Annotated in this window: 12 protein-coding genes and 1 pseudogene; 7 read left to right on the plus strand and 6 right to left on the minus strand. The window is 34.5% G+C overall.

The annotated features are described in order from the left end of the window. Positions 1–6 precede the first annotated feature (6 nt). The 7 genes from OPS21_RS01740 (at position 7) to rsmD (ending at position 14,906) form a co-directional block, all read left to right on the plus strand. The gene (locus tag OPS21_RS01740) at positions 7–2,412 is read left to right on the plus strand and encodes a VirB4 family type IV secretion/conjugal transfer ATPase (protein ID WP_010402460.1); all 2,406 of its coding nucleotides are present in this window, start codon (positions 7–9) and stop codon (positions 2,410–2,412) included. After that, a complete protein-coding gene (locus tag OPS21_RS01745) occupies positions 2,405–4,978 on the plus strand; it encodes a TrbL/VirB6 family protein (protein ID WP_264336222.1) in 2,574 nt (857 codons plus the stop codon). The genes OPS21_RS01740 and OPS21_RS01745 overlap by 8 nt, the downstream gene beginning before the upstream one ends. Before the next feature lie 17 nt (positions 4,979–4,995). Further along, a complete protein-coding gene (locus OPS21_RS01750; RefSeq protein WP_264336221.1) occupies positions 4,996–7,368 on the plus strand; it encodes a TrbL/VirB6 family protein in 2,373 nt (790 codons plus the stop codon). Then, a complete protein-coding gene (locus tag OPS21_RS01755; protein ID WP_264336220.1) occupies positions 7,365–10,313 on the plus strand; it encodes a type IV secretion system protein in 2,949 nt (982 codons plus the stop codon). Before OPS21_RS01750 ends, OPS21_RS01755 begins: the two co-directional genes overlap by 4 nt. A gap of 81 nt (positions 10,314–10,394) precedes the next feature. After that, positions 10,395–13,640, plus strand: coding sequence for a TrbL/VirB6 family protein (locus OPS21_RS01760; RefSeq protein ID WP_264336219.1), 3,246 nt, complete (start codon positions 10,395–10,397; stop codon positions 13,638–13,640). Next, positions 13,624–14,253 carry a WD_0853 family protein gene (locus OPS21_RS01765; RefSeq protein WP_264336218.1) on the plus strand — a complete coding sequence of 210 codons (630 nt, stop codon included), beginning with the start codon at positions 13,624–13,626 and terminating at the stop codon, positions 14,251–14,253. Before OPS21_RS01760 ends, OPS21_RS01765 begins: the two co-directional genes overlap by 17 nt. A 104-nt stretch (positions 14,254–14,357) precedes the next feature. Then, positions 14,358–14,906 (plus strand): 16S rRNA (guanine(966)-N(2))-methyltransferase RsmD, encoded by a 549-nt coding sequence (gene rsmD / locus OPS21_RS01770; protein ID WP_264336217.1) that lies wholly within the window; start codon positions 14,358–14,360, stop codon positions 14,904–14,906. Here the strand turns inward: rsmD and OPS21_RS08135 are convergent. The 6 genes and pseudogenes from OPS21_RS08135 to icd all read right to left on the minus strand — a co-directional run. After that, positions 14,903–15,178 (minus strand): annotated as a pseudogene (locus tag OPS21_RS08135) (hypothetical protein); the annotation flags it as partial. The gene rsmD and the pseudogene OPS21_RS08135 sit on opposite strands and share 4 nt — an antisense overlap. Before the next feature lie 22 nt (positions 15,179–15,200). After that, on the minus strand, positions 15,201–15,791 hold the full coding sequence (locus OPS21_RS01775; protein ID WP_264336216.1) for a COQ9 family protein: 591 nt from the start codon (positions 15,789–15,791) through the stop codon (positions 15,201–15,203). Positions 15,792–15,809: 18 nt separating this feature from the next. Next, entirely contained in the window at positions 15,810–17,342 is a 1,533-nt protein-coding gene (murD, locus tag OPS21_RS01780; RefSeq protein ID WP_265027679.1) for a UDP-N-acetylmuramoyl-L-alanine--D-glutamate ligase, read from the minus strand. 708 nt (positions 17,343–18,050) lie between these two features. Continuing rightward, positions 18,051–18,689 carry an endonuclease III gene (gene nth, locus OPS21_RS01785; protein WP_264336214.1) on the minus strand — a complete coding sequence of 213 codons (639 nt, stop codon included), beginning with the start codon at positions 18,687–18,689 and terminating at the stop codon, positions 18,051–18,053. Between the two features lie 21 nt (positions 18,690–18,710). Further along, positions 18,711–19,886, minus strand: a complete 1,176-nt coding sequence (locus OPS21_RS01790; RefSeq protein WP_264336213.1) for a molecular chaperone DnaJ — start codon at positions 19,884–19,886, stop codon at positions 18,711–18,713. 82 nt (positions 19,887–19,968) lie between these two features. Next, positions 19,969–21,387: an isocitrate dehydrogenase gene (icd, locus tag OPS21_RS01795; protein WP_264336212.1), complete on the minus strand. Its 1,419-nt coding sequence runs from the start codon at positions 21,385–21,387 to the stop codon at positions 19,969–19,971. Positions 21,388–21,812: the final 425 nt, after the last annotated feature.

Consider the following 21,812-nt stretch of genomic DNA (forward strand, 5'->3'; position numbering starts at 1 on the left):
TATGCAATGTTGAGATTTAGAGCTATTCAATCAAAGAATAAATCTATTCTAAGTAGAGAGGTTCACGCTGCCGAATTTATACCTTATTCTTGCTATTGGAATAGTACAACCTTGATAACAAAGCAGAATTGGTTAGTTAAATTTATAAAATTAAATGGCTTTGCGTTTGAAACGGCCGATGATGAAGACTTGGTGATACAAAATAATATCAGAAATCAGATGCTAAGAAGCATTTCATCTCCAGCATTTAGTTTGTACTTTCATACCATCAGGCGTAAGAAGAATATCTTTTCTGATGAATTTGCAAACCAGAGTTTACCAAATTTTTTTGCTAACCATGTAAATCTAAAATGGAGAGAAAAACACGCAACTAGGCAATCTTTTATTAATGATTTATACATTACGATTATTCGTAGGGCAGATACAAAGGGAGTAGAATTTTTATCACATCTACTGAAAAAATTTGGGCATGTAACTTCAAAACATGCTTGGGAAAGTGATATGCGTGATACCTATGAAGATTTAGAGGAAACGACAAATCGTATAGTAACAAGCCTTAGGAATTATTCGCCTAAAGTCCTTGGAGTAAAAGAAACTCCAAACGGGCTGTTTTGTGAAATAATGGAGTTTCTGTCTAGAATTGTAAATTGTGGCTTTGTTACAAATACGCTTTTTCCACTAAAAACTGAAATATCAAGATACTTACCAGTTCATAGGTTATTTTTTGGCCATAAGATGATACAGGTTGTGACTCATAATGAAAGTAAATATGCTGGAATAGTTAGTATCAAAGAATATGGAAATAATACTTCCGCAGGAATGCTTGATTCTTTTTTACAACTTCCTTATGAATTTATTATCACGCAGTCTTTTCAATTTACAAATAGGCAAATGGCAATTGCGAAAATGCAGATACAGCAAAATCGTATGATACAATCTGCAGATAAAGCTATTTCTCAAATAGCAGAAATTTCTCATGCGCTTGATGATGCAATGAGTGGTAAAATTGCGTTTGGTGAACACCATTTAACTATCTTATGTATAGAAAAAAGCCCTAAATCATTGGACAATGCTTTATCATTGGTTGAATCGGAGCTTTCTAATTGTGGTGTTTATCCTGTTCGTGAGAGGGTTAATCTAGAACCAGCATTTTGGGCGCAAATTCCTGGTAATTTTGATTATATAGTAAGAAAAGGTACAATAAGTAGTCTTAATTTGGCCGGTTTTGCATCTCAACATAATTATCCTACTGGTAAAAAATTCAATAACCACTGGGGAGATGCTGTTACAGTTTTTGATACAACATCTGGCACTCCATTTTTCTTCAACTTTCATATAAGGGATGTTGGACATACTATGATAATTGGGCCAACAGGTGCTGGCAAAACTGTTTTAATGAATTTTTTATGTGCTCAAGCAATGAAATTTTCTCCAAGAATATTCTTTTTTGATAAAGATCGCGGTGCAGAAATTTTTTTAAGAGCACTTGGTGGTATCTATACTATAATAGAACCAAGAACTAAGACAAATTTTAATCCTCTGCAACTTGACGATACTCCTGATAATAAAACATTTTTGATGGAATGGATAAAATCTTTAATTTTAGTGTACAACGATAAATTCACTTCAGAAGATATTGCTAGAATTAATGATGCAATTGAGGGAAATTTTAAATTAAAAAAAGAAGACAGATTTTTGAGAAATCTTGTACCATTTTTAGGACTTGCGGGCCCTGATACTCTAGCTGGAGCAATATCTATGTGGCATGATGATGGCTCTCATGCTGCAATATTTGACAATAAAGAAGATTTGCTAGATTTTTCAAAAGCAAGAGTGTTTGGCTTTGAAATGGCTAGCTTGCTAAAAGATCCTGTTGCTCTTGGGCCGGTCTTGATTTATTTGTTTCATAGGATTAGTATATCGCTTGATGGCACTCCATCTATTATTGTTCTTGATGAAGCATGGGCGTTAATAGATAATCCAGTTTTTGCACCTAAGATAAAAGACTGGTTGAAAGTGCTGAGAAAGTTAAATGCTTTTGTAGTTTTTGCTACTCAGAGTGTTGAAGATGCAAGTAAAAGTGCTATTAGTGATACGCTTGTACAGCAGACAGCAACACAAATTTTTTTGCCAAATCTGAAAGCTACTAGTGTCTATCGAGATGTTTTTATGTTAACTGAACGTGAGTACATACTGATCAAACACACAGATCCAAGTACTAGATTCTTTTTAGTAAAGCAGGGAGTTAATGCTGTAGTAGCTAGAATAGATCTGAAAGATTTGGATGATGTGGTCAACGTGTTATCTGGACGTGCGGAAAGTGTTCTATTGTTATATGATATACTGAAAGAAGTCGGAGATGATCCAAAGATGTGGTTGCCTGTGTTTTATCAAAAGGTGAAAAATGTTTAAAACTAAACTGTCATTACTGTTAGTTGCGATATTTTTGTTAAATATAGATTTTTTGCTCTCGTATCCAGTGTTTGCAGATACAGTAAGTGGTACTGACAAAACGGAATTTGTTAGCAGATTTAATTCTACTGGTAGCTTTAGCCGTGCCTCTAATCCTGACTGTAAGGCGTTTGAAACATCTGCAGCAGTTGCTGGGATAGCAATTGCTATTGGTGCAATATTTACTGGTATTGTTTTGATTGTCTCTTCTGCTGGTTTATTTACTGCTCTTGTTATCGTTGGAATGATAGCTGCAATTGTTGGAGTCTGGAAGGCAGTTGGGGGACTTATTGTTTGTCAGCATAGTTTTGTTAGGCATCCAGTTGCATACGATAATGATGGGAGATATAAAAATTTTAAACTAAAAGATACAGGTTATAGTGGTGATACAGATAAAAATTATCGAACAGAAGATGAATATTTTTCTGCATTACAGAAAAGATCAGGAAAAGATGGAAAACAAACAGAGAAAGATATTTTAAACTTTACTGATTGGGATGTTGTGAATGTTGATAGGGAACACTACTACTGGCCAAAAAACGGTGTGCAATACAGTGAATATATAGAAATATGTCATCGAAATCCTTTAACTTTTGGTAATCTTTTTAACAAGAAAGACTTTGATTCCAGAGAAAAACCTGGATACATAGACTTTGATGTAAGGGAAAAAGATACTGGATATGTAGATGGGTCATGGTCCCCGACGGTCGATGGTGAGCTGAAATGTAAAGTTCTCAAAGCAGGACAGAGCGAAGACATATATGGATCAACGTTCAGGGCAGTGAGAAAAATGGGTAGGTTATGTGTGGAATTGGCTGAAGTTAGGGCAGCTGGAACTGCTTGGCCGCAAGGAATTGATATAGGATGCACGGAATTACCACCTGATCCGATTGCTCCTATGTGTGAACAATCTGTGATATTATTCAAAAATAAAAATGGTACAGGTGGTGAAGAAAGGAGTTTTATCAACAGGGATGACGATTATAAAACTCTTATCAGGAAAAAAGAAAAAGAAGGAAAAATTTTTGTAGGTTATGACAATAAAAGCTGTTTTAGCTCGTATGTCTCTGAAGCTTGCTACAATCAAGCGGGAAGTAAGTCATTATCTCCTATTCCAATAACTTCTATGATAGTGCAATGTATTAAGGAGTCGTTAGATAATTTAGTGGCAGGTATTGATTCAAGTGGTAACTTACTTACAGACAAAAATGAACATGCTAAGGGTAGTTTTTTGTCTGTAGCACAAAAAAGACTGAAGAACACTGTTACTGCTATCTTAATTTTAGCTTTGATATTGTTCTCTATAAAAGCCATGTCTGGTGGAATGCGTAGTCCACAAGAAATGTATATATTGATCATTAAGTTTGCTTTGGTGATTTACTTCACAACAGGTAGTACCATGTCTCATTATTACGGGGAATTAACAAAACTTTCGAACGGCTTATCAGAAATAGTGCTTAAAGCTTCATCTGAGAGTAAAAATATATGTAATTATGAGGCAGGTAAAGATTATGAATACGATCGTGCAGGGCAGAAGGTATCCTACAGTTATCTTGCACCTTGGGATAGGCTTGATTGCAGAATTTTATTTTATTTAGGTGCCCCTTTAGATGGAATTGGTGGCAAAATTGGTACTGGAGGTGTTGCAACGTTAGCGGTTTTGCTTGGCGCTGCTCCTGTCTTGTTAGTTGCAGGTTCGGTGATTGGTATTATTTTCGCTGGTGGACAAATTTTAGTAGCTCTTGTCTGTATATTTATGGCCATTTTGCTGATGATGGTTATTTTGTGGATGTGCTATGTATTTATTTTATCTCTAGTTGCTTTAAGTGTAATTGTTATTCTATCACCTTTGTTTATTCCTATGGTTTTATTCCAACACACCAAAGGATATTTTGACGGCTGGGTGAAAGAGTTGATTACCTATAGCTTATACCCGGTTATCCTTTTTGCGTTTTTATCCTTTATGTTCATAGCATGTGATAAAATCTATTTTAAAAATTTAAATTTTAAACTGGACGAGTCATATAAAAATGAACAACCAGACAAGTCATATGAAAAGAAACAAGCAGAAATCTCATATAGTAAGAAAAAACAGTGGTTTAAATTGAAAGATGGGGAATGTGATAAAAATGAAACTACTCTCGCATGTATGATGCAAAATTATAGCTTTAAAAAGAGCAGCATACTTGGTCTATTCGACTTTACATACATGGAGTTTGGCAGCTCTCTAATCGGAGAATTATTAAAATTGTGTTTAGTATTATTCCTCTTTTACCACTTTTTAAACGTTCTTCCCGGCATGGCTGCTGAGCTTGCTGGTAATCACAGAGCAGCACTTGGTTCAGGTAGCACTCCTGCACAAATGGTGAATAAAGCTTTATCTGCTGCCAAAGCTGCTGCTGGAGGTGCTGGTCAAGTTGCTGCTGCGGCTGTAAATAAGGCAAGAGGGGCTATTGGAGGAGGTGGAGATGATAATAAGGGATCGGGATCTTCCTCTAGTGAATCTATAAAATCAGGTGGAGAGTGAGCGCAGGTGAGTAACAGATGTTTGAACATTTGAGCAACCAAAATTTGGTTAAGCTATGCATAAGTTTTGTGATACTCTTTTTATTATCTGGGTGCGGGTGTATTAAGCCAGAAGATTCATCAGGCTTGCGTGAGAAATTGGATATAGTGTCAACAGAGCAGAAATGGGTTGATTCTGGAGTCTATATTTCGGATAAAATAAAAGTAACAGAGATTAATATAGTACCTAATAAGGTTAATTTTTGTTCGCAATATAAAGATTTTGCAATTGAACCTGGAGTAAGAAACGTTACATTACCGTTTGCGCTTAAAGCTGGCGATGCGATAAGCTTTAGTGTTGTTGGAAGTAAAATGTGTAAAAACAATAATGGCATGGTCACCTGCAAAAAAATTGACGAAAATTGCGGTGAAGGGGAAAAGGAGTATTTTTCACATGTTTTAAATCAAGAGAAGTGTCAAGGTGAAATATGTCCTAATAAATATGAAATAGGCAATGCACAATGGTTAAATGGAAAAGAGTACTGGTCTTCAGAATTAGATCAAAGTGAAAGAGAGGAAATTAGAAATGTCATCGACTCTATAAAACAGCAAGGGGAAAATGTAGACTGTAGCAAGCTTTCAGAGAGCAGTGCAAGTAAGATAGATACGCGCATTTTAAATTTACTCTGTGGACGTATATGTAAATTTTCTTTCGGCAGCGGAGAAAAAGGTTGCGTATATATTGAATACAATAGTATAGAAGGTGAGATATTCAATACTTTAAATTCTAGAGGTGAATCTGTTATTGCTGAAATTATTGATAACGTATTAAAGGAAAAACGGGTAAAAACTGACATTACACTATTACGTGTTCACATGGATAATGAGGAATTTGAACACATTCCAGGAGGCGGTATATGTATTAACTGTGATCATAAGATAGATCGTAACCATCCAAAACCAGAGTTAACTTTTAGTTTAGGTGATGGTAAGGGCAAGGGTGGTTTCAACATAAGAGTAACAAGAATCCCTAATTTAGAAAAAAGCTTATATATAAGCGTTTCTGACAAATTTCCTGAGCGTGAGCCCGATGAAACTCAGGGAGATATACCTGTAGACATTAGCAAAGTTTATAATACTCAATATATGGAAGGCTTAAAAGAAAAGCTAAAGGACAAGAGTGGCACTATATATTACGGAATAAGAGATCATGGCTGTGATTATAAGAAAAATGAGGGTCAGTTTAGCATTAACCTTACAACTAAAGAGCCACCTGTAAGAACTTTTAGTGCGATATATAATTTTTTTGATGAAAAAGTAAAAACTGCATTTTTCGGTTCTAGCTACAAAGACACTAACGCGATTCACTCTGATACTAGCCCTGTGAAGTCTCTTTATCAAAGTTTTGTAGCATCAAATAGAACAAATACCATCAGATCTACAATAGTGTCGTTATTAGTATTATATATAGTTTTATACACCCTTTATTACTTTTTTGGATTATCTCATGCTTCTATATATGAATTTTTAATTATATGTGTAAAGATAGGAGTTATTACCCAATTGCTGAACGATAACAGTTGGAGTTTTTTTTATAACAATGCATTTTCTATTTTTGTTAATGCTCCAAAACAGTTAATAGAAATAGCAAATTTCAGAGGTACAACATCAAATGTTTTTGAATTTCTTGATTTACCGCTCAATAGGTTTTTATCAGCACACTCAGTGTTACTAATAGTATCTCTTATATTCTCCGGTCCTTTGGGTATTGTATCGTTTTGCTTGGTGATTTGGGGTTTGATAACAGTGAGCTTATCGATGTTTAACGCCTTATTTTCTTTTATCACATCTATAGCAATAGTTGCATTATTGCTTTCCTTGGCGCCTCTTTTTATTATTTGCCTTCTATTTGGATATACTAGACAGATGTTTCACAATTGGGTCAAAAATTTAGCAAGATTTGCAATTCATCCGGTAGTGCTTTTAATTTTTATATCATTAATAAGCCAGGTTATGGATTATATTGTGTATTCGGTCTTTAATTTTGAGGTCTGTCCTACATGTATACTTAATCTTAACTTAAAGATTTTTAATCCTTGTATTATTTATGGTTATGCTTCCAAACATGCACCTAACATCACAGCTATGATGGCTTTTGTGATTTTGGGACATGCTATGAAAGCTTTAGTTGAGGCATCTTCAACAATATCTGATTCGTTGTTTGGTGTTTATGTAGCAAGCGAACCAGGAAGGCAATATCAGCAAAGCTTAATGGGAACAGTAGGTTTAGATGAACAAAGTATCCAAAAAAGAGCAGGTCAGCAATCTGGTACACCAAGTCGAAGACCTCAAATACCACAATCAGCTCAAAGATCAGCACCTAAAATACCGACAAACACAGGAAATCAATGATGAGCAGAAAATCATTATTATTGATACTATGTCTTGTAATTACTGGCTGCACAATGGATTGTGTTGAACCTGGGTTGCAGAGCAGAAACACCAGCGTTAATGTGGATGTTCCAGTTCATAAAGCCGATAAAATTCATTGGGTTGATTCTGGTCAGGTAATTAGTCAGGGTGAGAAAATCAAATTCACCCTCGATGGATCAGTAAATTTTTGCCCTCTTAAAGAAGACAAAAATCCAAGGGAAGTACTTGTGCCTGCTGTATTTTGTACTGATGGCTCAGAACCAAATTATAGTAAAGCTGCAAATATTAACGATGTGCCTAATAATTATGGCGTTGAGGAAAAAGGCGTAAATGAAAACGAATTGTGCGGTGGTAAAGGATTTGGCAGCAATAGACGTTATGTGGATACTGGAATTAAAGTAAATCCTGGTGATAAGTTAAGCTTCAGCTTAGTTCCCAGAAAGGTAACAATCGATTGTGATAAATTAGACCTTCTTAAAGGAGAAGTTATTTTTGATAGCAATTATTACGACAGTGATGGCAGTAAAGCTACTGCAAAAGAGATATGTAAAGGGGGTAAATTTTCTTATAGAGATGCTCAAGGTGGTCAACATGAAATTGAGCTTAAGCCACTAGATAAAAGGGGGGGACGTGACCAAGAGTATAAGGTTCTAGTTGGCAATGGGTACACTCCATATGATAATAAGGTGCATTTTAATAAAGGTTATATTAAAGACGAACCATGGATGAATGGTGCGTTATTAGATTTACGCCGCGCTAAAATAGGATTGAATGAATTATGTGATGGAAAAAGCTGCGATTTTAACGAGGTGAAAAAGTACAGCTCTACTAAAATAGGGTTAGATCAACTATGCAAAGAAAAAAAATGCGATCCTAACGAGATAAAAAAATACAGCTCTTATGAGCTTAACTGTTACTATCAGAATGTGTGCTATACCGAAAAGGGTATATGGAATTATGGTTTAGGTCAAGCAGGAGAACGGAACTGTGTCTCCTCTATAAGGTATAAGAAGTACGATAAGGGAAATAAATGTGATATGTATTCTTATCTAGAAAAAATGGAAGGGAATGTTAAAGCAGGTAGTTTTACTGAAGATGATAAATCTTGGGCTGAGGCTCTTGTTGCAAAAATTGGTGATCTTGATAATCAAGGTACTGCTAAAGGTATGCAATGTCTTCCAGATAATGAAGTAGGTGCAAGAAAGGATAATGTGTGTTCGCAAATTAGTGATAATTTTAAGGATTTTTCTCTGAAATTAAATAGTGACTATACAGTAAAAAATGTAACATCTGGTAGTAGTGTGATGCTCGCTATTGCAGATTATGGTCACTATAAAGCTAATAGGGGTGGGTACCATGTTAAAGTGACTAGATCATGTGAATATATTAATGGCGAAAAACTGTATGTGTATTTGGGTGATAACCCGCCAGAAGATCCATCTGCTCGAAAGACTAATAATTTCAAAAAAGTAAAGAAATTAGATAAAATAACAGAGGATAATGTAGACTATTACATAATAGATGGAAGTCATTTAAAGGATAAAGAGTCTAAAAAGATATACTTTGGTATTAATGTAGAAAACGTAAAGAAAGATGATATTACGGACAAAGAAGGCAAATATTATGAAGATAACAAATACACAGTAAATTTATTTTTAAAAAGAAAAATAAACGATTTTATTTCATCAACTGTAAACAAGATTTTTGATTTCATAACAGACGGGAGTGAAAACGGAATTAAAATTCCATATGAAGGATATAGAAAAGGGCTTCTACAAGGAGTAAGAGCTTTACTTATTCTATACGTTATATTTACTGTTGTTGGCTATATGCTTGGAACAATACAGCTAAGTAAATTCGATTTTATTATAAGAATGTTCAAAATAGCATTTATAGCTTTTGCTTTTAGTGATAGAAGTTGGGAATTCTTTGGTACAACTTTGTCTGGGCTTTTTGTTGATGGTAGCATTTATTTAGTTGATAGTTTTTCTGGCTATATAGGAGAAGGAGGTAAAAAATTTGCATTCTTAGATTTAACAGCGGGAGTATTATTTACAGGAGAAACATGGCTGAAATTTTTGTCTTTAATGCTATCAGGACCTTTTGGCTTTATTGCATTTTTGGCAATACTTTATGCCACTTTTGTGTTTTTAAGATGCATTATTAGTGCTACGTTTAAGTATGTAATATCTACTGTTTTAGTAGCATTTTTATTGTCGTTGGCACCTTTATTTATCGTATTTATTCTATTTCAACAAACTAAAACATTATTTGATAATTGGATAAAAACGCTGGCTCATGTTTCATTGCAACCAGTCATTTTATTTTCATCCTTGTCTCTTTTAAACCAGTTAATGTATTCAGTTCTATACAACCTCACAAATTTTTCTGCATGCTATCAATGCTTAATTAGTGTAAATTTTTTATCGTATGATCTGTGTCTTATGAAATCAATATTACCTCTTGGGTATAGTCCTGGTACTAGTGTTGATGTTGCGCTCAGTACTGGAGAAAGGGCTGGTGGGCACTTTGCAGCATTACCTATAGATCTAATCCAGGCATTTATATATCTCATCATTGCTAGTGCAATGGAAGCTTTTGTTTCTATATCAGAAACTATGGCGCAGGCGTTGTTCAGCTCTGGTTATGGAGTTGCTCAAAGTGTTAGTCATATTTCTAGGAGCGCATCACAAGCTATGCTGTCAACTGTTGGCCTTGATGATAGAACCCAAAATGTGATACATAACATCAAGCAGGGAATGAGTAAAGATCGTAGCAAAATTGAAGCTAAATTGCCTGATACACCAAAGCAAGCAGATGGGAAAGCGAGTACTGGCAGAGAAATGAGCAAATCTGAAACACTAAGCCAGCCAGATAAGCAAAAGGATTCTGATAAAACAAAAGGACAAGTCAAGGAAGATTGATGAGATATATGGAGTAACTAATTAAAAAGATATTTGAAGTAAGGTTTTAGAAATTTATTCTGTATTGGAAAAAGTTTAGGTATGCAATCACGCTTAGGCAAATGTTGGTTTAGGTTATTAATTTTGGTAATCTGTGTTCTGGTTACAGGTTGTAGTAAGAATGATATGCCTTTTCCAAGATGTATATCTGCTGATTATTTTGGTCCTGAACCCATTGCAATTGGTGCTCATTTTTCAAGAGATCATGATGCTTTTGTTCCAGAAGATAGAGAAATTATTGATCCTAATACTGGAGAAATTAATTATGGTTTTCACTCTAATCAAGTGGTGAAGTGGAAAGATACTGGATTTGAAACCAATGGAGATAGTTTAGTAGTACGAGTAAATGGTGCATGGACATCTTGGAGCAATAGTAATAAGAAGAAATCTCAAAGTAGTTATAGTTTGGAAAGTTTGGAGCAGTTAAAATATGCAACCAAATTTGAAAGAGGGGAAGGTGACAACAGTCTGCCTGACTTTCACTTAGTTTGTAATGATTATAAACCTAGCATACAAAAATTTTCAAGTAAGCCTAAAGCAAGTTGCACTGTAAAGTGCAAGTGCATTAATGAAGATGATAGCGCAAATACAGTATCACGTGGTGCTCCATGTTGGTTTACCAACGGTCATGGTGCTTATCTTTTGTTTAAAACGGGGAAAGGTGATCCTAACGAAAATCTAAAGTTAATGCGCGATCCTCAATATCCTACTGTACATCTAGGTTACAACTCCATGGCAGAAAATGGGAGCGGTCTTTTTACTTTAGACAGAGATAACACCATATTACAGGACAGGAATTGTAATACGGTGAGGTTAGAAAAAGGATGGAAAATATATGTAAAGATATTAGATAGATATTATCTAGATAATGCAGGTGGCTACTCTTTTGAATTTTTGAGCGGAGTGCAGAAACCAAGTAACTTTGGATTTTTTGATTACGTTTATAACTATCTAAAATGTGTATTATTGATTAACGAAAATTGTAAAAAGCATTTTGATAGCAATGATCCTGCAGCTGCACAAGCGATATTTCAAAATATAGCTGAAAAAAGTACGAGCTTTCACAATTTTGTTCTTTCCTTGCTTGTTCTATTTATAGTGATTTCATCGCTTCTTTATCTTTTTGGAATGATAAGAGAAACTAAGCATGATATGCTCATCAGAATGATGAAAATCACTCTAGTAATAGTGCTTATATCTCCTGGAAGTTTTAGATTTTTCTATGATCATTTTCTTGTTTTATTTGTTAAAGGTCTTGAACAATTGATAAGCATAATTACTAATTTTGCTCCCAACATGAACACCGGAGGTAATTCAAACGTTGCTCAAGGAAATGAAGCTAAATTGTTTAGCTTCATGGAGGATATGTTTAATAAGTTTTTTGCTTACTCTGTTTGGAAAAAGTTTGCAGCATTTTTACATTATCAAATGTGGGCAAGTCTCCTTATGATACCGGCAATTTTTATAGGGATTGTCTTATATTTCCTGCTGTGTATGTATGCTTACATAATATTCCTTTCTGGTTTTATGGGTATAGCTTTTCTTGTAGCTATAATGCCGCTATTCCTAATCTCTATTTTATTTTCACCACTGAAAAGTCTATTTGAGGGTTGGATAAAATTCTGTATTAGTTTCTGTTTGCAATCAATTATGATATTTACCCTGCTGTCATTACTTGCTGCGATGATAATGAATACCTTTTATAAACAGTTAGGCTTTACTGTGTGCTATAATAAATGGCTTGAAATAAAGTTATGTGCTCCAAAATGGGTATTTGGTGGTTTTTGTATAATTGATAAAGAATACTTTAGCTGGACTCCAGGGCAAATTTTTGTACCTTATGCTATTGGAGAGGCTTCTCCATTGAACGTAGATAAGAATATAGAAGGTATAGAAAAACTAAGCAGAATAGGTGGTACAGTAAAGTTTACTGGTGGCGCTGGATATATCCCTCTTCCACCAGATTACATTAATAAAGGTTTTCGTTATATAGATTATCCTTTCTTTAATCCAATTCCTGGAACTAAAGATAATCCAGCAGACCACTATATTGCGGAAAGTGATATGATAGTTAGTAATGGCTGTAGTGCAAAAGATCTAGTACGCTTAACAAATAGTTTATCTCATGCATCAGAGAGGGCTGACATTATATTACTGATCAACAATATAGAGAAAAGGATAGGTGATGTTAGTGAAATAATAAAACGCTACTGTCAAGATATAAATAAATGCAATAGTTATAGGGAAATAATTAATGAAATAAGATCTTTAGTGCGGAGTGCGATAAAAAAACAAGGTTGTAGAATACTGAAACTTCATGATTTATATAAGGATCCCAACAGTGAATACTGTCAGAAATGTAAAGATTGTGAGGATTGCAAAAATTATAAAGAAAATAGTGATTACCAAAGGGTGCAAGACATACAGAGAGGTTATTTAATCAACGCAGGAGAGATCTTTGTATTGTTCTTGCTTTCGTTTTTGATGTTTTCTTTGAAGGAGTTTGTACAACAGATGGGCTCAAGCATTGCCGGTGGTGGGTTTGGTGTTTACAATATATCTAGTATGTATCAAGCATCACCTGTGACTGGTTTAATGCAGGGATTAAAACAACAGATGCAAGATAAAATTGGTGGAGGGCTAGAGTCTTTAGGTAATTGGGCTACTCATGTACCGGACAGATTAGCTGGAGGTACAGCTAATTTGCTAGGTAGAATACCAGGAGTTGGGGGTGTGCTGAAATATGCTATTAATGTGCCACGTAAGCTTGTAGGTGCTACTATTGAAGCAACAAAATTTGCAACATCACCTAAAAATGATGTTGATAAGCTTGAGGAAAAAATCTACAGGGCGTTTGGAATTGATAAAGAAGATATTGCACATAGAAGAATTGATAAATATTTAGAATATTATAAAGGATATGTAGGATCACATTTGGGCTATACAATAGAAGATGCTATGAAGTTTACTTGGGAACATGGTCTCGACTCTATAGGAATTAACCCTGCTACAGGAGAAAAGGATGGTTACCAGCATAATCTACTCTATAGAGCAAAAACATATAGACGGGAATTTCTTGAGAAGCTTCATGACTACACTATTGGCCGCAAGAGAGAACCAGAAGAAGATGAATCATCAAAAGAAAATAAGCCTAATCAATCAAATCGAAAATTAGGTACGGAACCAGAAACCCTAAAAAACACTACAGAAGCTATACGTGCCGGAGAAGATAGAGAGCGTCAAGATAATGAAAGGAATGAGAACATAGAGAATGATGAAGAATCGTAATTTCAAAGGGCTAAGTTATTATGGTTTTCAGCAAGACGAAGATGGTAATATCAAGTTAAACGATTACAATGATGTTTTAAATGCGCGCAGAGCGAGGGTAGATTTGTTACTAGATAGCACTAAGCAAGGTGATGTTAGTCTTTCAAAGCTAAATAAAGCTCTGAATGAGAGACTTATAGATGATAAAGGGCTATCGTCAGAATTTGACAAAGAAGACAAAGAAATTGCACAGAAGGAGCTTAAGATGTTCTCTATTTTAGACGATCTTGATAATCTTGCAAACATTGAAAGTGAAGATCTATTAGAGGTTAGTTTGTTACTATCAGATCTTAGTTTTATAGAGAGAAATATTGTGTTGAATGCCGATCAGAGTTCTGATCTAATAGGTTTCAAAAGTCTATTTATAGAAAAAAAAGCATCTGGTGAGGAATATAGTGATGAAGAGTGTCACAATTTCCTCGATAGTATAGAGAAAATCAATACTTTAATTAAGTTAGAGTTAGAAAGTAGAATTGAAGGGATGGGTCATGATGAAAAAAACAACCATGATGATTTACAAGACGAGATTGGTCGTGCAATCAGTATAGAAAATAAATCAAAGAAAAGCGATTGATCTTGCGTTCCTCCACAAGCAACCTTCTTTCTATTAGACTGCTGAAGCTATGTTGACATTAAATGTGTATTATAAATAATTAGTTAACTTCGAACTTGTTTTATATGTTACGTGTTATTGCGGGTAAATATCGTGGAAGAAAAATAACTACAGGCAAGAATTTAGCTGCACGGCCCACTATGAGTAGTGTCCGAGAAGCAATATTTAGTATACTTTCTTCAAGAAAACCTATTTATAACCTAAATGTACTTGATTTATTCTGCGGAAGTGGCTCTTTTTCATTTGAAGCACTTTCTCGAGGTGCTAAACATGCATTCATGGTAGATTCAGATTATTACAATTTGCAACTGCCTAAAAAAACAGCAGAAGATTTTGGAATTACGAACGATATCACGTTAATTTGTTGCAATGCTAACGGATTACCAAGACCTATTTCAAAGTGCGATATAGTTTTTATGGATCCACCTTATAATATCAATCTGTTTAACTCAACTTTAGACGAGTTAGCTCACTCAGGCTGGTTAAATGATAATGCGTTAATAATTCTAGAAATGAGGAAAAATGAAGGTTTTGAGTGCAATAAAAACTTCAATATAATTGTGGAGCGTACCTACGGTATTGCAAAAATAATTTTTCTTTCTCTATCAACTTAAACTTGTATAGGCTTTTCATTGACGAGTTTCAGTTCTATTTTCGTCAAGTTTCCGGAGAAATTACTTATTCTGTAGTGCCCTAGATCAAAATTTTTATTAAATTCAGAGTCTATTAAATATTCATGCGCTTCTTCAATAAATTTATTTTCTTTTTCTTCGTAACTGGTGTATTTTGTTATACCATTATTATCCTCACGATAAACTAAATGTTCTTTATGATCAGCATGAACATTTTTATTTTCACAAACCTTTTCAGGATTGTGCTCAAGTACTTTTCTACCAACAATCAGTAGCTTATAAGAAATTTCCTATGATTCCTTTTAAGCGAGTTTTGAATTTTTGAAACGTCATGACATTGTTGATACGCCTGTCAAGAAATGAGAGAGTATCCACAAAATCTTCTGAGTAATCATTGATAAAAAAAAGTATCGTACTTAAGTACACTCCAGCTAATATTGCCCTTTTTGTATAATAATTAAAATCTGTTGATTGATCGTAAATACCGTACCAAATTGTGCTCACAGTTTTGTACAAGAGTTTACTAGAAAAGTATGTATTTTGGGGTAATATGGAGAATGATAAAACATTTTTTAAACACTCTCTGTAATTTGGTAACTTAGCGTAGTTTGAAAGGCGTATTTGAATAGCTAACTTTACCCGCTCTCGCACTTTCATATCTTCTAAATTGGAATTTCTTAGTTCAGCTTCCATTGAGCTATTTAAGTTTTCTGCTATGTACTCCAAAGCACTATATATTCCATTTTGAAATTTACAAAAACTATTGGCTAAGTTAAGGTTCGTGCATACTTTTAATAAGGTTGCATCACTTATTCCTTCAAATGGGATAACCTTAATCAGTTCATCTACTATTAACTTTTGCTCCATACAACATTATACTAAACACTACATGTAATTGTACCTGAGATTTTCAAACATTCTGCAAAATGCTTCACCGCGTTCTTCAAAATTTTTCCACTGATCAAAAGAAGAACATGCAGGAGAAAGTAATATCGCTACTTCTTCTTTGTTATTTATGGCCTCTTCAAAAGCCAGTTTAAATGCGTTTTCTAGATTATAGCACTTCATATAATCTATTTTGTTCTCCATAATGTTTGCAAAAACTTCAGTTGATTCTCCAATAAGAAAAGCTTTTCTAATCTTGGTGAAATGCTTGCTTAATGATTCTATTCCGCCTTTTTTGCTTTTTCCGCCAACAATCCAATATATGTTTTTATAAGATAAAATTGCCTTTTCGGTCGATTCTGCATTGGTTGCTTTGCTATCGTTGATAAAAAGTACATTATGTATTTTGCCAAGGAATTCATTTCTGTGCCTTAGTCCTGGAAAGGATTTGATTTCATTGACAATAGTGTTGCTATCTACTCCAAGTAACTTACACACGGTGTGCGCAGCTACTATATTTTCTACATTGGATACTAGGTTTACTTTCATATCACTCATTGATAAGTTGTGATTCTCTAGTTTTAGCGAGATCTCCTGAATCTCAGCACTCCTTTTGTCATCCAAGTAGCTGACACTGGGATCCAGATAATTTCGATCTATACCAGTAATCTGTTCACTATAATCAAGCAAATTGTTATCTGCCAATGATATTAGATCTCTTGCACTACCCTCTATCATCTGAGTAGTTGGCAATGGTTTTTCTTTTCTGGTCATGTGCTGGAATGACACCAGGGAATATGTTACTGAAATTGGAATTTTGTTCCCAGTGAATTTATTGAATACATCAGCGGTAATTTTGCTATCACATCCTATCACGGCAATCTTGCTACCATTTATCAATTTTAATTTAGTTGCTATGTAGTTATTCATACTTCTATGTCTATCTATGTGGTCTGGTGTGATGTTGAGCAATACAGAAATGTCTACATTAATTTTATTTATTAGCTCCAATTGAAAAGAGGAGAATTCAATTACATAAATTTCTGCGTCTCTTTCTAGATCCAAAATAGGCACACCTAAATTCCCGCCAATAGCTACTTTTTTGCCTGTGGATTTTAATATGTGCCCTATTAATGACGTGGTGGTTGATTTGCCATTTGTTCCAGTGATGCCTACAACCTTCTGGCTTGTAGTTTTAGTTTCAAGAAATAGCTCAATGTCTGATTTTATTTTGCAGTTAAAGTTTCTTGCAAGTTTTACTATCCAATGTGGCTCTGTTGGCACTCCAGGGCTCAAAATTAGTGTGCTTATCTCATGCCAATTATACTCATTGGGATGAGTAAAGTTACACTCTTTATATATCTTTTTTGCATTTGCTATTTGCTCTTTATTATCATCCCATGCATATATTTTTGCACTGCTTTTTGTTAGGGCATTAATGACGGACAAACCAGTTTTACCAAGGCCGAAAACCGCAACACTTTGATTTTTGTATTTGTTTAGTTGCACTTCTAGATAACTTATGCGAACCATTTTATAAAGATATAATACAAATTATAATGACTTCTTCCATAGTTTTTGGCAGCGCTTAACTTTATTGTCACAACCTTAGCCAACAGAAAATTCCTTGACAGATTTTGCCAACTCCCTTACTCTTACAATAAGAGTATTTATTCTTGTTTTTGATCTGCGCAGATTCAATGACAAAATTCAGTAAAAAACTCAGATATTTATTGGCAAATTACATAAAATTATAGCGGCTGCATGTCTTTTTATTTTTTCTACATTCAGCCAAATCGCGCTTGTTAGCACATTATCAATTTACATTATTAAAACTCGCTATACGGGGATTCTTTTGTCTTTTTTAAATTAGTTAATGTCTTAATATTTGTAACTAAAAGAGCAGCGCGTGGCTCACAGCTGTACGAACATTGTGATTTGGGCTAAAAAGAGGGTGTCATGCGAGTAGCCCCTTAGGCGTCATCCCAATGCGTGACACTGGAATTCAGAAATTTTTGAGCACAAAAGAGGCCATCTTATGGTAAGTTTTTGTTGGTAAGAAAGGCTGGATCCCAGTGTCAAGCACTGGGATGACAAGAAGGAGAGTACCCTGATGATATTCCATCATGTCACTCAAGTAGCTGACACTGGAATCTAGAAAAAAAAGAACCAATATCTGGGAACTGTCATCATAAAGGAACCAACTTGAATGATAAAAGGAAGGAATATCGGAGTAGTGTGCTAGACTTTATACCTCTTGCATTCAAACTCACATAAATCATGAATTGTGCACGCTTCACACAAAGGTTTTTGTGCCTTGCAAATGTATCTACCGTGTAAAACTAGCCAATGATGAGCATAAAGCAGGTATTTTTTTGGAACCACATTTAAAAGAGATTGCTCTGTTTTAAATATATCTTTTTCTTTCACAAGCCCAACTCTATTGCTTACTCTAAAAACATGAGTATCAATTGCCAATGTTGGAATACCAAGCCCTGAATTTAAGAACACATTAGCGCTCTTTCTCCCAACCCCTGGTAAAGATACCAAATCATCGAAATTAGTAGGCACTTTGCTATTGTACCGCTCAATCAATATTTTACTGAGCCCGATTATATTTTTTGCTTTGGAATTATATAAACCAATACTGCTTATGCATTTTCTCAGCTCACTTTGCCCAAGATTCAACATCTTTTCTGGCGTATCAGCGATACTAAATAGCTCCTTTGTAATTTTATTAACACTTATATCGGTCGTCCGCGCTGACAGAACTATTGCAACTAATAACGTAAAATGATTGGTATAATTTAGCTCTATTTTTGGTGCAAGATTTGATTGTTGAAACTTTTCAAATATCAATTCTACTTTTTTTGAGTCCATGCATAGAGCTAAAAGCTTATACTACACTGTTTGCTGTGTAAATTCAATTGCTTGAGGATTAGATAGTCCTTCAGTATTAACATCAGACATATCAGTTTTTACCTCATCAAAATTCCTTTCAGCAAATTCGCTTGCCACTTCTGCAAAACACTTTCTAACAAGAGGCATAATTATCGGCATTAATAGCCTTCGTGGATCATACCATCCTAACAGGTCGGTTTCCTTTTGTACTCTATCTCTTGGATCCTCTTCTAGTAAATCTTTTGTGTGCTTGTCAGCATATATTTCACAGCCTTTTGAGAAAACAGGAGCTAACATTTCAATTAATACTGCCAATAACAATAGTGGACCAAGTACAGCTCCACCAACAGTTAATCCATTAGCAATGAAATTTATTGTAACTAAATAAACAGAAAAAGCAGCTAAAGGATAGTTGATAAGAAGCTTACTGCCTAGCGCGATATAGTTCATTTTACTTATGAATTCATCAGTAGAAATTTCTGAGTTTTTATACTTCTCCATATAATAATTTACTAATGAATTAGAGAGCTTACTGATAATGATATTAAATGCTATGATCCACCATGAAAAATAGCAACCTATAGTAACTGTGGTTAATAGACTTAAAGGCAGAAAACTTATTTTTGGAACAAGCAGTAGAAAATTTTTATACTCTATAAATTTCAATGCTAATTGTTTTTTATCCTCATCTACTAGATCCTTTTTGTTCTGTAGAGGAGAAATATAAGAGCGTAATTGCTCAACATCATCTCTAGCACAACCCCCATAAAGCTTTTTTCTAATTATAGAATTCAATTTTTCGTAATCCCCACCTATAGCTTCTTCACCAATCCCTAGTGTATCGAACAGCTTTTTCCTATAGTGAAACTCTCTTGCCGTTAAACGTCCATCACTTTCAGCGCCAATACTGACTTTAACACAAGGATTTCCTAATTCTAAAGGCTCAATATATTTTTTTAGCTCTTGATAAGCTTTATAAATTCGATCAAATCTATCTTTGTCTCCACCTTTGTCAGGATGATTTACAAGAATTAACTTCTTATGCTGCTTCTTCAAAGTTGCGCTAAGCTCTTCATAATTCTTGTCTACAACTTGCTCAGCTTTTATTTCTAATACTTTAAACAGGTCAGCGTTATCATAAAACTCCTGACTAGTTAACTTAAAATGTTGATTCATTACTACGCCTCACATAAATACACGATACTATTAGTATAATATATTTAATGTTTCACACAAGCATAAAAATATCAAGCAACCACTAAGAGAAGAAACCCTCTTTCCCATCATACAAATACAACTTATCCATTCTCACCACATCAAAATTATGTTCCTCAAATTTGATTAGCAAGTTATTCACATCACTATTTGTAATTTCATTATTTGCAATGAACCTGCAGGTTATTTGGTCACTTGAAGACTTTGAGCCTCCTGGCCAAATTGCAAGTCCTTTTGAGTATATTGCTATCATTTTCAGATTACTCGATTCAAATAACCTAACTATTTGATCAAAATTGTTGGATTTGTCCCAAGCAAGCGTTATATCACTACCCACTAGCTTTTTAACTTTGTAATCTTGTTCGTAATTGTCTTGTACTTTATTTATTTTACTATCCGAATCACTGCTAATTATAAGCTCAGATAACGTTGTGGGTTTTTTCCCTAGATTATCTATAACAGCTTTTGCAAATTCTTTGGTACCAACTTTCTGCTTACTCCTTTTCTTCTTATATAAATCGGCAGTGTGTATTCCATCCTCCAAAGTCTTCAGCCATGCATCATAGATTAGTTTTGCAGTACTCACTTGACCAATATAGACCAACATATGTACTGCGGCATTTAAAAGACCAGAAGGATTAGCCATGTTTTTTCCTGCAATATCAGGAGCAGAACCGTGCACTGCTTCAAACATTGCATATTCATTACCTATATTGCTACTTCCTGCAAGCCCTACAGAACCTGAGGTTTGTGCCACTATATCTGATAATATGTCGCCATATAGATTTTCAGTTACTATAACATCGAAATTCTCGGGCTCTGTAGCAACTTTTGCCATTCCAATATCAACTATATAATGTTCTATCTTTATATTTGGGTATTCTTTTGCAATACGATCAAACGCTGCATGAAAAGCGCCGTCAGTCATTTTCATTATGTTGTCTTTAGTCAGGCAAGTTACTTTTTTTCTGTTGTGTTTTTTCGCGTATTCAAAAGCATACCTGCATATCTTCTCTGAGCCAGATCTAGTAATAATTTTAGTGCATTGGTAAGAATCACCAGTGAGCCTATGCTCTATTCCCGTATAAACGTCTTCTTCATTTTCACGTATTACAACAACATCAAATTTATCGAATTTATTTTCTATAACAGGGTGATACGAAATGCATGGTCTAATATTTGCATACAGCCCTAAGTTCTTTCTGAGCGCAACGTTTAAGCTTTTGTGCCCTTTACCTTGAGGGGTTGTTGTTGGAGATTTGAGTAATATCTTTGTCCTTTCGATAGATTCCCAACCACTCGGAGAAATTCCATGAGACCATTCCTTACTATAAACACGCTCTCCTATTTCAATAATATCTATTGAGATCTCTGCTTTCGCTTCACGCAATATCGACAGCACCGCTTCCATAATTTCTGGTCCGATACCGTCACCATACGCAACTGTGATTGGTGTTGACATAACTTTCCTAATTACACATGACTTAATGTTAATTCAAATGATAGAGTGACACAAGTAGCTAATATTACCCAAATTAGTATAGTTACGGTTATTTAATAACGCATCTTTATATTAGATAGTGATACTAGAAATATAAATTAGGCTATGAATATTGAAATAAATCATGTGGGCTTCATGAAGCGTACTGTAGCATCCGTCCTTGATGCGGTCATATATTCACTCGCTTCTTTTTTATTTAAAGAATCAATATATGAGATCTTTATACTTATACTATATATAGTAGTAGAAATACTAATGATAACAAGATTTGGTGGTACTCCAGGAAAATTATTGCTAAAAATATATATATAAAAGGTGCAAATACATTTACAAATGTTACTCTAAAACAGGTAATAATAAGAGGCTTTTTTAGAAACTATTCTTGG

Origin of the sequence: Wolbachia endosymbiont (group B) of Chorthippus parallelus, from assembly GCF_947251815.1 — a bacterium.
In the GTDB taxonomy this organism is placed as follows: domain Bacteria; phylum Pseudomonadota; class Alphaproteobacteria; order Rickettsiales; family Anaplasmataceae; genus Wolbachia.